This window comes from Butyrivibrio sp. WCE2006, assembly GCF_000701985.1.
GTDB lineage: Bacteria > Bacillota > Clostridia > Lachnospirales > Lachnospiraceae > Butyrivibrio.
In genome coordinates, this window is sequence record NZ_JNKH01000001.1 from 72,752 (window position 1) to 87,488 (window position 14,737).

The 14,737-nt window shown below is 42.1% G+C and carries 15 protein-coding genes; all 15 read left to right on the forward strand.

What is annotated here, in order from left to right:
• Nucleotides 1-7 precede the first annotated feature (7 nt).
• On the forward strand, nucleotides 8-811 hold the full coding sequence (locus T501_RS00335; RefSeq protein ID WP_044912617.1) for a motility protein A: 804 nt from the start codon (nucleotides 8-10) through the stop codon (nucleotides 809-811).
• Nucleotides 811-1,803: an OmpA/MotB family protein gene (locus T501_RS00340; protein ID WP_044912619.1), complete on the forward strand. Its 993-nt coding sequence runs from the start codon at nucleotides 811-813 to the stop codon at nucleotides 1,801-1,803. The genes T501_RS00335 and T501_RS00340 overlap by 1 nt, the downstream gene beginning before the upstream one ends.
• Before the next feature lie 12 nt (nucleotides 1,804-1,815).
• Nucleotides 1,816-2,349, forward strand: coding sequence for a flagellar basal body-associated FliL family protein (locus T501_RS00345; protein WP_044912621.1), 534 nt, complete (start codon nucleotides 1,816-1,818; stop codon nucleotides 2,347-2,349).
• A gap of 67 nt (nucleotides 2,350-2,416) precedes the next feature.
• On the forward strand, nucleotides 2,417-3,400 hold the full coding sequence (gene fliM / locus T501_RS00350; protein ID WP_044912622.1) for a flagellar motor switch protein FliM: 984 nt from the start codon (nucleotides 2,417-2,419) through the stop codon (nucleotides 3,398-3,400).
• Between the two features lie 4 nt (nucleotides 3,401-3,404).
• Nucleotides 3,405-4,694, forward strand: coding sequence for a flagellar motor switch phosphatase FliY (fliY, locus tag T501_RS00355; protein WP_050008032.1), 1,290 nt, complete (start codon nucleotides 3,405-3,407; stop codon nucleotides 4,692-4,694).
• Between the two features lie 18 nt (nucleotides 4,695-4,712).
• Nucleotides 4,713-5,060, forward strand: a complete 348-nt coding sequence (locus T501_RS00360; protein WP_044912624.1) for a flagellar biosynthetic protein FliO — start codon at nucleotides 4,713-4,715, stop codon at nucleotides 5,058-5,060.
• Nucleotides 5,061-5,106: 46 nt separating this feature from the next.
• The gene (gene fliP, locus T501_RS00365; RefSeq protein WP_044912626.1) at nucleotides 5,107-6,039 is read left to right on the forward strand and encodes a flagellar type III secretion system pore protein FliP; all 933 of its coding nucleotides are present in this window, start codon (nucleotides 5,107-5,109) and stop codon (nucleotides 6,037-6,039) included.
• Nucleotides 6,040-6,056: 17 nt separating this feature from the next.
• Entirely contained in the window at nucleotides 6,057-6,326 is a 270-nt protein-coding gene (fliQ, locus tag T501_RS00370) for a flagellar biosynthesis protein FliQ (RefSeq protein WP_026509955.1), read from the forward strand.
• A 15-nt stretch (nucleotides 6,327-6,341) separates the two neighbouring features.
• Nucleotides 6,342-7,121, forward strand: coding sequence for a flagellar biosynthetic protein FliR (locus T501_RS00375; RefSeq protein WP_026509954.1), 780 nt, complete (start codon nucleotides 6,342-6,344; stop codon nucleotides 7,119-7,121).
• Nucleotides 7,108-8,256: a flagellar biosynthesis protein FlhB gene (gene flhB / locus T501_RS00380; RefSeq protein WP_044912627.1), complete on the forward strand. Its 1,149-nt coding sequence runs from the start codon at nucleotides 7,108-7,110 to the stop codon at nucleotides 8,254-8,256. The genes T501_RS00375 and flhB overlap by 14 nt, the downstream gene beginning before the upstream one ends.
• Nucleotides 8,257-8,435: 179 nt before the next feature.
• On the forward strand, nucleotides 8,436-10,490 hold the full coding sequence (flhA, locus tag T501_RS00385) for a flagellar biosynthesis protein FlhA (protein ID WP_330363571.1): 2,055 nt from the start codon (nucleotides 8,436-8,438) through the stop codon (nucleotides 10,488-10,490).
• Nucleotide 10,491: 1 nt separating this feature from the next.
• Complete coding sequence (gene flhF, locus T501_RS00390) at nucleotides 10,492-11,799, forward strand: flagellar biosynthesis protein FlhF (RefSeq protein WP_026509951.1); 1,308 nt, start codon at nucleotides 10,492-10,494, stop codon at nucleotides 11,797-11,799.
• Between the two features lie 47 nt (nucleotides 11,800-11,846).
• Nucleotides 11,847-12,767, forward strand: coding sequence for a MinD/ParA family protein (locus tag T501_RS00395; RefSeq protein WP_044912628.1), 921 nt, complete (start codon nucleotides 11,847-11,849; stop codon nucleotides 12,765-12,767).
• A gap of 23 nt (nucleotides 12,768-12,790) precedes the next feature.
• A complete protein-coding gene (locus tag T501_RS00400; RefSeq protein WP_026509950.1) occupies nucleotides 12,791-13,513 on the forward strand; it encodes a flagellar brake protein in 723 nt (240 codons plus the stop codon).
• The gene (locus T501_RS00405) at nucleotides 13,514-14,587 is read left to right on the forward strand and encodes a protein-glutamate methylesterase/protein-glutamine glutaminase (protein ID WP_044912629.1); all 1,074 of its coding nucleotides are present in this window, start codon (nucleotides 13,514-13,516) and stop codon (nucleotides 14,585-14,587) included.
• Nucleotides 14,588-14,737 lie beyond the last annotated feature (150 nt).

Sequence of the window (14,737 nt, forward strand, 5' to 3'; positions counted from 1 at the left end):
TAACTAAGTGGATATAGCGTCATTACTCGGTGTAGTACTTTGTTTCATATTCATGATTTTGAGTATCGTATTTGGTGCAGGTATTACCGGTGTTAAATACTTCGTGGATGCGCCTTCTGCGATGATCACATTTGGAGGAGCTTTCATGGCGGTTCTGGCTTCCAGAACAATGCCCAGCTTTATAAGCGGACTTAAATCCTACACACTTATTTTTAAGGCGCCGGCTGATGATACTAAGGCAGTAATAAAGCAGATCATTGATCTGTCCAATACCGCCCGTAAGGAAGGTCTTCTTGCACTTGAGGAAGCTGCCAGTAACATAGAGGACCCTTTCATGAAAAAGGGAGTTGGTCTTATAGTCGATGGTACTGAGCCTGAGCTTGTAAAGGCTATATTAGAGGCTGAGATAGATGCTATGTCTGAGAGACATAAAGAGAATTACACATTCTTCGCGGATGTTGCAGGTATGGGACCTTCCTGGGGAATGATCGGTACACTTCTTGGACTGGTTCTTATGCTTCAGAACATGTCAGATCCGTCTTCAATCGGACCGTCCATGGCCGTTGCTCTTATTACTACATTCTATGGCTCAGTTCTTGCTAACTGGTTCTGTTATCCTGCTGAGAATAAGCTTAAGGCAAGAGATAATGCAGAGTATACTCTTAAAAGTATTGTTATTGAGGGACTTTTGTCTATACAGGCAGGTGAGAACCCTCGTGTTACTGAGGAGAAGCTTAAATCATTCCTGTCACCTGCTAACAGAGCAGCCTATGAGGCAGAGAATGGTTCCAGCGATGGGGGTGGAGAGTAATGGCTAAAAAACCAGAGGAGATTAAGCCTGGTCTACCGGCCTGGCAGGGTACTTTCGGTGATCTGATGAACCTTCTCCTTTGCTTCTTCGTTCTTTTGTTCTCCATGGCTACCATGGACGCGCAGAAATTTGAAGAAGTGGCATCCTCCTTTAGCTCGGCCTTTGGCATTTTTAGTGGTGGTGAAGCCGCGTTGGGGAAGGGAGCACTGGTAGGAGATGGTATTTCGCAGCTTAACGAATTGTCCAATTATATTATTTCTATGGGTATTTCACAGTCCGGTTCACAACAGGAAGAAGTCACTGACACCAAGGGTGAAAACGCCAGTGAAAATGGCGGTGCCGGAGTAAATGAAGAAGGCGACAATGCCGGAATGATGCCCAGTGAGGGCTCTGAAGGTACAGGAGAAGATGGCAACGCTGCGGGCTCTGGTTCTGAGGGAGACCTTGAAAATGCAGGTCAAGAGAGTGAACCGGCGAGCGCCGAGGAGACACAGGAAGCAGCAGAAGCGGAACAGCTTAAGGCTTCTGAGAGCCTGGCTGCTGAGATAAGTGAATCTCTTGATGCTATGGATCTCACCAAGCAGATTGATGTAAATTTCACCAGTCAGTTTGTACAGCTCACACTTCAGGGAGCTATCCTTTTTGATACGGGTGAAGCGACACTTAAGGATGGTGCAAATGTAATTCTTGACAAGGTTGGTTCGGTACTTGAGAGATATGCCGGAGGCACAATAGAAATAGAGGGACATACAGACAATGTTCCCATGCACAGATCCTATGGAAAGTATACAAATAATGATGAGTTAAGTGATGGAAGAGCACTTTCAGTATTTTATTACCTGATGGAAAATACCAGTCTTGAGCCATCAAATCTGAAGCACTCAGGACGAGGTGAATATGAACCTGTTGCTGATAATTCAACACCAGAGGGACGTGCCAGAAACAGACGAGTTGAGATAAGAATTTATAATCCGCTAAGTCCTATGTATTAAGGAGAAAAATAAATGAAAAAGAACCTGCTTGCAATTATCATTTTAGCTTTACTTTTGGTTAATACCGGTATGACAGGCTTTATGATGCTTACAGTTATGACCACTAATAATCAGGCTGTTGCTCTTATAGGAGATATAGCAGCTGCGCTTCAGATTGAGGCTAACGGTGGAGAGAACGGACAGGGATTTTCCGGATCAGCAACGGGTAATGTTGATATCGCCAATGTTGATTCCTACTCAATTCCGGATATGACAATTACACTTAAAGATAGTGGCGATGGAAAGACTCACTACATGCTTTGTACAGTGGTTCTTTCCCTTGATAAATCAAATGAAGATTATGCTACATATGGTACAGCAGAATCCATTGTTACATACCAGGATATGATCAAGTCCAAGATTTCATCGGTAATTGGTTCATATACACTTGATGAAATCCGCGAACATGAGGATGACGCCAAAGCTACTATTCTTGAAGAGATTCAGGAATTGTTTGGATCAAGGTTCATATATGATGTGAACTTTACAGGAAACGTATATCAGTAATTTATTGGGGAGTATGAAAAGAGTTTATTATGTTTTTGTTTTGGTGTAAAAGTGAGGTGATCTACGCTTGAGTGAAGTATTATCACAGAATGAGATAGATAATCTACTGGCGGCTCTGAATACCGGTGAACTCGACGTAGATCAAATGTCTGCTGCGGACGAGAAAAAGGTCAAGGATTACGACTTTAAACGACCGGCCAAGTTCTCTAAGGAACACTTAAGAACTCTGGAGATGATCTATGAACATTATGGAAGACTGTTGTCAACAACGCTTCCGCTTTATCTTAGAAAAAACGTACAGGTTTCAGTTGCAAACTCTGAGACGGTTACCTACTCGGAGTTCAGTAACGCACTTAGTAACCCTGTTATTTTGGGAATTATCAACTTCCTTCCATTACAGGGAACAATAATACTAGAGCTTCAGGCAAATATAGGATTTGCATTTATAGACAGAATGCTTGGCGGAGAGGGACAGGGCCTTGATAAGACCAGACCTTTTACAGATATTGAGATTCCGCTTATAGAAAAGCTTATAACCATTTGCATGCAGCTTATGGTTGAGCCCTGGGAGAACGTTCTGGCGATAAATCCTATCATGGAGCGTATAGAGACGAATCCACAGTTTGCGCAGGTTATATCACCTACTGATATGATTGCGATCGTGACACTTAATATTAAGATTGGTGATGTGGAAGGACTTATGAATATCTGTCTTCCCTACTTTACTTTGGAGAGTGTCATGGATAAATTGAATACCAAGTTCTGGTTTTCAACTATGCAGAAGCATGATGATGATACATACGGGGATCATCTGGAGGCTTTGGTCAGACACGTAGATGTGCCTGTTAAAGCAATTCTTGGCAGATGTAATGTATCAGTTAGCGATTTTGTACAGCTCCAAAGGGGCGATATTATAAGACTTGATAATCAGGTTAACAGTGAACTTCAGGTATATGTGGGAGATATTTACAAATTCACCGCATTACCGGGAACTACAAAAGATAAGTATGCCGTCAGAATAACGTCGGTAGTAAGAGAGGAGGAAGAGTAGCAGCATGGATGGAATGCTTTCACAGGAAGAAATTAATGCACTGCTCGCCGGTATGGATACGTCAGGAGGTGGCGATGCCGGAGGTGGAGATGCACCAGCTGCAGAAGAGCCGGCAGGCGATGCTCCTTCAGGCGGCGGTGGCGGCGGCTTTGTGGCCGGAGAAATTGATGAGAGTCTTCTGAATGACGATGAGAAGGATGCGATTGGAGAGGTAGCTAATATCAGTATGGGTTCCTCTGCAACGACTCTGTATTCCCTTGTTAATCAGAAGGTTAATATCACTACGCCTCAGGTTGAGCTGGCAAATTGGAATACGGTTCTTAATAATTACGAAAAGCCCTGTGTATTTATTCAGATTAAGTACACGGTAGGTCTTGAGGGAACCAATATCCTTATTCTTAAGGAAAGAGACGTTATGGTCATCACTGACCTTATGATGGGTGGTGATGGAACTAATACAGATGGTGAAGTAGGAGAGCTGCAGTTATCTGCTATTTCTGAAGCAATGAACCAGATGATGGGTGCGGCTGCAACATCGCTTTCAACCATGATTGGTCAGAAGGTAGATATCAGTCCGCCGGAGGCAACACTTCTGGATATGATTGATGATGATCCCAGTGAGATATCAGAATTCCTGACAGGGACATTCTGCCGTGTTACCTTCAAGCTTCAGATTGGTGAGCTGGTGGATTCAACATTGATGCAGCTGTATCCTATCGACTTTGCTAAGAGTCTAAAGGATACCATCAGTACTGAATCAGCAGAGGATACTGCTTCTGCGGCAGTTCCGCCGCCGTCACCTGCACCTGCACCTGCTCCTGATATGGGAATGCCGACACCGGATCCTTCAGCTATGCAGGGTGGAATGGCAGGAATGGCAGGAATGCCGGGCATGGATCCTTCCATGATGCAGGGCATGCAGCCCCAGATGGGTATGCCTGGTATGGGAATGCCAATGATGCCTATGGGTATGCCGATGATGCAGCCTCAGATGATGGGTGCAAATGTGCAGCCTGCGCAGTTCCAGAGCTTTGCTCAGGGTAATCCTATGATGGCTGCAGGGGAGAACATTGGATTGATCAAAGATGTTCCTCTTGAAGTAACGGTTGAACTTGGAAGAACTGCCAAGGCCATATCGGACATTCTTGATTTTGCTCCGGGTACAATCATTGAGCTTGAAAAAGTAGCCGGTGAACCTGTAGATGTGCTAGTTAATGGTAAATTTGTAGCAAAGGGAGAAGTAGTGGTAATTGAAGAAAGCTTCGGTGTCCGTGTTACAGAAATTATCCAGTAATATTGGAAGGACTAAATAATGAATGTATCATCGGTATCGCAGCTTATTACGGTGCTTATACTATTTTTCCTGGTTTTGGCTGCGACCTATTATGTGACAAAATGGATTGCCAGATACCAGAAGCAGACAAATTATACTGCAAATATGGAGATCATGGAGACCTGCAGATTGTCTTCTTCCAAATATATGCAGATAGTAAGGGTTTCCAAAAAGTATCTGGTGATCGCAGTTTGCAAGGATACAGTAACTGTTCTCACGGAACTTTCTGAGGACGAGTATGATCCGCCGGATTTTAAGGCTAATGATCCGGTAGATTTTAGTAAGGAATTTGAAAAGGTTTTAGAGCGGTTTAAAAGCAAAAAGTAAAATGCAAATAGTTTTGACTTTTGATTTGTTCTAAGAAAATTTAGGTATGAAAAAAATTAGGGGAGTAATTGATTTAAGGCTGTTATTAAAGAGAGGCATTTCATTGTTATGCCTTTCTTTTGTAATGGCTTTTTGTATTTTTAATAGTGGTTCGGTTGATGTACATGCTACAACATCTTATGTTGATGATACTCACAACACAGACCCTACGGTTGACAGGGATACACATCTTACCGGAACCGATGGAGAGAGAACCAATATCACAGCGCCCGGTTCATCTAAGGATGCTGATGATCTCCAGGAACTTAATATAGCTAATACCGTTACGGTTACATATAACAATGGTAATGGTGAGCTTAATGGAGCGCTGAGAATTCTCATCACTCTGACACTTATAGGTTTGGCGCCGATTCTTTTGATAATGATGACTTCCTTTACAAGAATCATCATTGTCCTGCACTTTACAAGAGCAGCCATAGCTACACAGACATCACCTCCAAACCAGGTACTGCTTGGCCTTGCGCTGTTTCTGACTTTCTTTATCATGCAGCCGACTTTGAATGAGATCAATGAAACGGCCATACAGCCTTTTGATAAGGGAGAGATTTCGCAGCAGGAGTTCTTTGATACAGCCATGATTCCTATAAGAGATTTCATGTATGGTCAGACTCAGACCAAGGATGTCAGACTTTTTATGGAGATTGATAATATTGAGTGGGACGGGGAGCTTGATAGTATTCCCAATGCAGTACTTGTTCCAAGCTTTCTTATAAGTGAGCTCAGAACGGCGTTTATTATCGGATTTTTGATTTATATTCCGTTTATTGTTATTGATATGGTGGTTTCTTCAGTACTTATGAGTATGGGTATGATGATGCTTCCGCCTACCACAATTTCAATGCCCTTTAAGATTCTTTTGTTTGTTCTTGCTGATGGTTGGAATCTTATTATCGGAAGCCTTGTTAAGACGTTCTATTAAAAAGAAGGGAGTTCTTTATGACAGTAGATGACGTGACTGCCATTATGGCAAGTGGTTTGTTTATGGTAATCAAGATTGCTGTTCCTGTACTTTTGGTATCTCTGGTAGTGGGACTTTCTGTGTCCATATTTCAGACAGTAACATCAATTCAGGATCAGACACTTACATTCGTTCCTAAGATTATACTGACATTTGTGGCTCTGATGGTTCTGGGAAACTGGATGCTGACAGAATTATCCGGGTATGTTGTGAAAATGTGGTCGGATTTTTCTTTATATATACATTAGCGAGGGAATGAAGCTTTGATAGACTATACCTTTACCTATGGTGATTTGGAGATATTTCTGCTCATACTGGTAAGGGTGACAATGTTTGTTTATATTGCGCCTTTTTTCAGCATGAGTAATACGCCTCATCCCGTCAGAATAGGTTTTTCATTTCTATTATCGGTGCTTTTGTATGGATTGGTACCTGTGAATACGCTTGATTACAACACTATCTGGGGATTTACACTAATTGTACTGAAAGAATTTTTTACAGGTCTGCTGATAGGTTTTGCAGCACAGATATGTACATTGATATCCAATCTGGCAGGACAGATATCTGACATGCAGATAGGCTTGTCCATGGTTCAGGTTATGAGCCCCGGATCCAGGGAGAATGTAGCGGTATCTGCGGCACTTTATCAATATGCATTTATTGGAATGATGCTTGTAAGCGGATTGTACAGATATTTTATATCTGCACTGGTGGACTCGTTCAGACTTATTCCTGTCAACGGAGCAATATTTAATTCGGACAAGCTTTTAAATTCAATGCTTAAATTTGTCAGTGCTTATATGATCATTGGATTTAGAATATGTCTTCCGATTTTTATCGTTACTTTTGTAATGAATGTCATTTTAGGTATTCTTGCAAGAGTAGCACCTCAGATGAACATGTTCGCGGTAGGCGTTCAGCTTAAGATGATAGTTGGACTGTCTATGATGTATATAACAAGTATACTTCTATATAATGCATCGGATTTTATTTTTTCCAATATGCGGCAGCTTATGACGGAGTTTATAAATGATCTTATGTGAGAATCAGGAAAAACTGAATATTGGACTCATGATTTCCTATGATCTGCAGTTTTTTGCTGATGGTCCCGGTGGAGAAAAAACCGAGCAGCCCACGGCTAAGAAGCTTCAGGATGCCAGACAGGAAGGACAGGTGGCAAAGAGCCAGGAGATAGGTCATGCCGCCGGACTTATGGCGCTTTTTATCATGATCAGGGTCTTGTATCCGTATATGGGGACCAATTTTTCCAATACCTTCAAATATGTATATACGCAGATACCGGATATTATTGTGATGCATAATGGCAATATGCCATTTACTAATCTTAGGGTTATACTTACCCAAACGCTTTTGAGAATTCTTTTGACTGCAATTCCGTTTCTTGCGGTGGCTCTTATCATTGCATTTATCTGCAATGTAGTACAGGTAGGATGGAAGATCACCACAAAGCCATTACGTCCAAAGCTCAGTAAGCTTAATCCGATAAAAGGCTTTAAAAAGATTTTTTCAACAAGAAAAATCTTTGATCTGGTTAAAGCGATTGCCAAGATAGCTGTCATTGGTGTAGTTGTATATACATATTTTCTTAGTTATACAGCTTCAATATTTACTCTGTATGACATGCCTTTAAGACAGGGAATCGGTCTTATGGGTAATACCATAGTAGAGGTTGGCATCAGAATTGCTGCGGTATACGTTGTCATTGCTGCGATAGATTATGTATATCAGAAGCGCAAGTTCAGAAAAGATATGATGATGACCAAACAGGAAGTAAAGGATGAGTATAAGAATACTGAAGGAGATCCTCAGATCAAGGGACAGCAGCGCCGCCGAATGATGCAGGCATCCCAGAGGCGTATGATGCAGGAACTTCCCAAAGCAGATGTAGTCATCACGAACCCTACTCACTATGCGGTAGCAATATCCTATGATGCTGAAAAATATGATGCTCCCAGGGTTATAGCAAAGGGAGAGGGATATCTTGCCCAGAGAATCAAGGATATAGCCAAAGAAAACAATATAGAGATAGTAGAGAATAAACCTCTTGCCCGTATGCTTTATGCAAATGTTGATGTAGGTGAATTTGTTCCACCGGAGCTCTATCAGGCAGTTGCCGAAGTGCTGGCATTTGTATATCATCTCCAGGGTAAGGTGTGACCAGGTAAGCTGCTGCTCAGACAGCTCAGCACACCTGGTGAGATGAGCTTGAAAATATGTAAAGCTTTTAACTTCACATTAACTTCATTCTTGTGCCTAATTTTGTACTTGAATACAATATATAGTGTGCGATATACTAATTATGTATAAGTATAAATAATTGGGGAAGGGGGATGAATATGCTTGAAATTATCAGAAAGCGTGCATTTGATTATGGTGTGGCGCTGTATTTTGTTGCTGCAATCATCATGTTCATTGTGCCGATTCCCACATGGCTTATGGACTTTTTGCTTGCTTTTGATATGTCGCTGTCCTTTGTTATTTTGTTTACGGCGATGTTTTCAAAGGAAGTACTGGATATGTCATTCTTCCCGACAATCCTTTTGTTCACCACAATTTTCCGTATTGCACTGAATATATCGTCCACGAGACTAATCCTTACAGGCGGTGACGCAGGTAAGGTTATTGAGGTTTTCGGTTCATTCGTTGGTGCCGGAGATCTTATTATTGGTGCGATTGTTTATATTATTTTGATCCTTGTACAGTTTATGGTTATAAATAAAGGTTCTGAGCGTGTTGCTGAAGTATCAGCACGTTTTACATTGGATGCTATGCCCGGTAAACAGATGGCTATCGATGCAGATTTGAATACCGGAGCAATCACTGATCAGGAGGCAAAGGAGAGGCGTGAGAAGATTCAGAATGAAGCAAGCTTTTTCGGAGCCATGGATGGTGCTACTAAGTATGTAAAAGGAGATTCTACTGCCGGTCTTATTATTACTGCGGTAAATATTGTCGGTGGTATTCTCATGGGCGTTTTGAGGCAGGGAATGCCGATAACAGAAGCCCTTGATAAGTATTCTATTTTAACAATGGGTGACGGTCTTGTTAGTGCCATACCTTCACTTCTGGTATCTCTGAGCACAGGTATTCTTGTTACTAAGGGATCCAAGGAAGCGGATTTTGGTCCTGCACTTATTGGACAGCTATTTTCTGCTTCGAAGACTTTGTACCTTGTTGGCGGACTTATTGCAACACTGGGTCTTCTTACTCCGCTTCCCAATATTCTGTATCTGCCCCTTGGTGCAGTTATCGCAGGCCTTGGATTTTTCATGGACAGACACGAGAAGATTGCGGCTACAGAGGAAGAAGTCATGGCTGAGGAAGAGCAACAGGCTGAGGAGATAAGGCAGCCTGAGAACGTCACAAGCCTTCTTCAGGTGGATCCGATAGAGCTGGAATTTGGTTATGGTATTATTCCTCTGGCTGATGTCAATCAGGGCGGTGACCTTCTTGACCGAGTTGTAATGATCCGTAGACAGATTGCTCTTGAGCTCGGTACTGTTGTGCCAATCATTCGCCTGCGCGATAACATTCAGCTTAATCCGAATCAGTACATTATTAAGATAAAAGGTATTCAGGTAAGTGACGGAGAAATTCTGTTTGACCATTACATGGCAATGAATCCCGGTAATGTAGAGGAAGAGATAACTGGTATTCCTACCTTTGAACCATCTTTCCATCTGCCTGCAACCTGGATCACGGAGAGTCAGAGAGAGCGTGCCGAATCTCTTGGTTATACGGTAGTAGATCCGCCTTCAATCATTGCAACACATCTTACTGAGGTTATCAGAAATCATATCGCAGAGCTTCTCACAAGACAGGATGTTCAGAATCTTGTCAATAATCTGCAGGAGAGCAATCCTGCTCTGGTGGAAGAGCTTACGCCTAAGCTGATGAGTCTTGGTGAGATTGAAAAGGTATTGCAGAATCTTTTGGCAGAGGGAATCTCCATACGAGATCTGGTAACTATATTTGAGACTTTGGCTGATTATGCACCCTCAACCCATGACAGCGATATTCTTACGGAATATGTAAGACAGAGTTTGAGGAGAGCTATATCAAATAAATATTTTTATCCCGGTGAGACTACAAGTGTCATTACCCTTGATCCCAAGATAGAGCAGGAGATAATGCAGTCGGTTAAACAGACAGAGACCGGAGCTTATCTGACACTTGATCCCACGAGGACAAAGGCAATCCTTAAATCTGTAGGAGAACAGTCCAAGAAGCTTGAGGATGCCGGAATGATACCGATAATTATGACTTCGCCAATAGTGCGAATGTATTTTAAGAAAATGACAGAGGATTATTACAAGGATTTGATCGTACTTTCATACAACGAAGTTGAACCTAATGTAGAAATGCAATCTGTAGGAATGGTAACGGCATAATATGATTATAAAAAAATATACCGGAAAAACTGAATCAGAGGCTACAGAAATCGCAAAGAAGGAGCTGGGAGAAAATATTGTCATCATGAATGTCAGGCCCATGAAGAAAAGTGGACTTTTCGCTATTTTTTCTCCGCCCAAGATTGAAGTAACAGTGGCTCTTGAAGATGAGCCTTCAAAAGTGATGAGAGCTGTTAAGCCTGCAAAAGAGCAGAATAAAGCCGTAAGGCCGCAAAAGCCCCAGTCAATGGCAGACAAACTGCTAAAAGCCCAGGAACAGGGAGAGATTCCTCCGTTAAAAGTAACTCAGGTAGCGACTCCTGAGCCTGCAATTGCTCCGCCCAACGTAAGAGAGTTCTCTCATGCGCAGGATGAGAGCAGCGCTATAGAGGAAAAGCTTGACAGTCTTCACAATCTTTTAGAGAAGAATCTTAAGAATGAGAAGGAAGAACCCAGAGTAGAAGCACTTGATGAAGATATAGATGATGTGCGGACTGAGAATACTGTTTCCGAAGAAACGCTTTCTTTTGTGAGAGTTCTGTATAATACCCTCATTGAAAATGAGGTTGATGAAATTTATGCAAACCAGCTTACCGATGAAGTTGAAAAGGTCAGCAAACCCAATATTCCTATGGAATATGTGCTGGCAAATGTTTATCAGAAGATGGTTCTTAAGTTTGGACCTGCTGACAAGATAAAAGACAGTCAGGACGGCGCTATAGCAGAAATATTCATCGGCCCTACAGGCGTAGGTAAGACAACAACCATTGCCAAGCTCGCTTCAGAGCTATGCATTGCCAAAAAGAAAAAAGTGGCACTTCTTACGGTTGACACCTATAGAATTGCTGCTGCTGAGCAGCTTCGCACATATGCTACCATTATGGATATTCCGTTCAGGGTAATTTACTCCATAGAAGAGATGAAGCAGGCTGCAGAAGATTTTAAGGACTATGATTACATAATGGTAGATACTGCAGGCCACAGTCTTCACAATGAAGAACAGAAGGAGACAATGATAGGTTTTATCCACGCTCTGGAGGAGTGTGTTGAAACCGAAAATTATCTGGTACTAAGTGCTACCACCAAATACAGAGACTTGATAGAGATAGCAGATGGCTATTCGGAACTTGTTAAGTACAAGCTTATATTCACTAAGATGGATGAGACCAGGTCTGCAGGTAATCTCTACAATATTCATATGCACACCGGAGCTCCCATGTCATATATTACAAACGGTCAAAATGTTCCGAGTGATATTGCTGTATTTGATGCACAAAAAAGTGTTAAGGGTCTTCTGGGTGGAAAATAGTAGAAGAATTTAGGATATTTTGATAGAATAGAGACAGGATTATTTTTATGGATCAGGCACAGCAGTTAAGAGAAATTATTAAAGCAGAAAATGCAACTCAGCGGCCTTTGGCAAGGATTATAACGGTTACAAGCGGTAAGGGAGGCGTTGGTAAATCCAACGTTTCAATCAATCTTGCAATACAGTTCAGAAGGATGGGGCAGAGAGTAATAATACTTGATGCGGATTTCGGACTGGCTAACATCGAGATCATGTTTGGAACTGTACCAAAGCACAACCTGAGCGATTTGATATACAAACACAAGAATATAAAAGATATTATTACATGGGGACCGGAAGGTGTTGGATTTATATCCGGCGGCTCCGGTATTTCCGGTATGTATAATCTGGAGAGAAAATATCTCGTTGATATTATTGTTAATCTGGCGGAGCTCGATGCCATAGCAGATACGATAATAATTGATACAGGCGCAGGAATTTCCAGCGCAGTTATGGAATTTCTGGTTGCCAGCGGAGAGATTATTCTTGTTACCACACCGGAACCTACTTCGATAACGGATTCCTACTCTCTGCTTAAGGCGTTAAACCAGCAGGACAGATTTTCAAGGGATAATACGATTATCAAGGTTGTTTCAAACAGAGTGGCAACCGGTGAGGAGGGACAACAGCTGTTTAATAAACTGAATGCTGTTGTAGCGAGATATTTAAAGCTCCCGCTTAAATATCTGGGCGCAATACCTCAGGATCAGATGCTGGCAAGAGGAGTAATGCAGCAATCGCCGGTATCAATTCAGTATCCTAATTCGAAATCCTCGAAGGCTTTTGAGCAGATTGCTGCGGAACTGGTGAATAAAAATGAGATTGAAAAATATAAGCCAAGAGGAATGGCTGCATTTTTCTCACATATAATAACAGGGCGTAAACTTAATTCTGAGAAGAACACCGGAGATAAGGCTTCCGGTCAATAATAAAAGGTAAGAGGGGTACCTACATGCTTGCGGACTATATTGCGCCAGGCAACAAAATTGAACTGAAGGCCATCGGGAAGGTCTGGATGGACGATGACAGCCGCACTAAAAAGATTCACCTGAGTAAGATTACGGATATTTTATCAGAGGATAGAATTGAAGTTCTTATGCCAATGGATAAGGGAAAACTGGTTTTATTGCCGGTTGATGGTGAATACAGCTTGTGCTTTTACAGCTCAAGAGGACTGTTTCAATGTTACGGAAGGATAATTGACCGATACCGAAGTAATAATGTATATATTTTGGTTCTTGACCTTCTAAGTAATCTACAGAGACTCCAGCGTAGAGAATATTACAGATTCAGCTGTGCTTTGGAGCTTCGGTCGCGTATTTTTACGGAGGAAGAAGTTGAAGCCATAAGGCGAAACTGGGGATTACTACTTGGGACCAACAAACCATTACAGCGAAGCGTTATAGTAGATATAAGCGGAGGTGGTTTGAGGTTTGTTGCTAATTTCCAATACGAAGAAGGTAGCACAATTTATTGTTCTTATCGATTACCCGGAAATATTAATAATATAGAGTACGAAATGGTGTGCACCGTACTCAGGGTACAGGAACTCGAAAACAGGCCAGGACTGTATGAGCACCGCATACAGTACACCTACATTGATGAGACTTCCAGAGAGGATATTATTCACTTTATCTTCGAAGAAGAACGAAAAATTAGAAAGAAGCAAAACTAAATGTCGAAAAAAATTTTATTAGTTGATGACTCTGCACTCATGAGAACCGTCCTTAGTGATATAGTTAATTCAGATTCTAGATTTCAGGTTGTAGATAAGGCTAAAGACGGGGTAGAAGCCCTTGGGTTACTTAAGACCAAAACATATGATGCTGTCATATTGGATGTAAATATGCCGCGTATGGATGGTATTACGTTACTCAAGGAGATTAACAAAAATAAAATCAGGGCTAAGGTTATGATGTGTAGTACAGACACCAAGGAAGGGGCAAAAGTAACATTGGATTCATTAGAACTGGGAGCACTTGATTTTATTCACAAACCGGATCGCGCCTCGGATTGTCGTGGCGACGATTTCACCAAGACGCTTACAAGGACACTCGCAGCAGTTTGCGAGTCCAGAGCGCCTGTCAGCGCGAAGGCTTTTTCAATCGATGAGATCAAGGCCTCTCGTAAGATGGTGGATATTGTCGCTAAGCATGCAGACAAGGTTACAGGTAATCGTATTGTGGCGATTGCCAGTTCTACGGGTGGCCCTCGTGCGCTTCAAGCGGTAATTCCGAAACTTCCCAAAAATCTGAAAACACCGGTTGTACTTGTGCAGCATATGCCGGAGGGCTTTACAGCTTCACTTGCAGAGAGATTGGATTCTCTTTCTGAGATCAAGGTTAAAGAGGCTGCTGAAGGAGATGTACTTCAGGCAGGAACCGTCTATATTGCAAAAGGCGGCAAGCATATGCACATTATTACATCAGCCGGAAAGCATACCATACACTATGTGGATGGCCCCACAAGAGAAGGCGTTAGGCCTTGTGCAAACTTCATGTATGAGTCTTTGATGGATTCCGATTATGACTCTATATGCTGTGTTGTACTTACAGGTATGGGGGCAGATGGTACTGAGGGAATAAAAAATCTGAAATCAGCAAAGAAGGTTCATGTCATTGGTCAGGATGAAGCATCCTGCACAGTATATGGCATGCCTAAGGCAGTGGCAACAGCTGGTCTCGTTAATCAGGTAGTAACACTTGATGACGTAGCCCAGGAAATAATTTTGAACGTTGGCGTTAAGTAATCGTCTTGCGTTGTAATTGTTCCCTGTGTAATAGAACACTTTGGCTTGCAGAGTGTAGAAAGGATTACATTTGGCGGAACATTTATCGGGCATGACGCACTTCCTTGTGAAGCTGAGAGCAGAAGTATCCTGATTCCTTTATTTGACGCT

Bases quoted from the DNA above. Each gene is read 5' to 3' on its own strand.
- T501_RS00340 (WP_044912619.1), top strand. From the start codon at position 811: ATGGCTAAAAAACCAGAGGAGATTAAGCCTGGTCTACCGGCCTGGCAG.
- T501_RS00345 (WP_044912621.1), top strand. From the start codon at position 1,816: ATGAAAAAGAACCTGCTTGCAATTATCATTTTAGCTTTACTTTTGGTT.
- fliY (WP_050008032.1), top strand. From the start codon at position 3,405: ATGGATGGAATGCTTTCACAGGAAGAAATTAATGCACTGCTCGCCGGT.
- T501_RS00360 (WP_044912624.1), top strand. From the start codon at position 4,713: ATGAATGTATCATCGGTATCGCAGCTTATTACGGTGCTTATACTATTT.
- fliP (WP_044912626.1), top strand. From the start codon at position 5,107: ATGAAAAAAATTAGGGGAGTAATTGATTTAAGGCTGTTATTAAAGAGA.
- fliQ (WP_026509955.1), top strand. From the start codon at position 6,057: ATGACAGTAGATGACGTGACTGCCATTATGGCAAGTGGTTTGTTTATG.
- flhB (WP_044912627.1), top strand. From the start codon at position 7,108: ATGATCTTATGTGAGAATCAGGAAAAACTGAATATTGGACTCATGATT.
- flhA (WP_330363571.1), top strand. From the start codon at position 8,436: ATGCTTGAAATTATCAGAAAGCGTGCATTTGATTATGGTGTGGCGCTG.
- flhF (WP_026509951.1), top strand. From the start codon at position 10,492: ATGATTATAAAAAAATATACCGGAAAAACTGAATCAGAGGCTACAGAA.
- T501_RS00395 (WP_044912628.1), top strand. From the start codon at position 11,847: ATGGATCAGGCACAGCAGTTAAGAGAAATTATTAAAGCAGAAAATGCA.
- T501_RS00400 (WP_026509950.1), top strand. From the start codon at position 12,791: ATGCTTGCGGACTATATTGCGCCAGGCAACAAAATTGAACTGAAGGCC.
- T501_RS00405 (WP_044912629.1), top strand. From the start codon at position 13,514: ATGTCGAAAAAAATTTTATTAGTTGATGACTCTGCACTCATGAGAACC.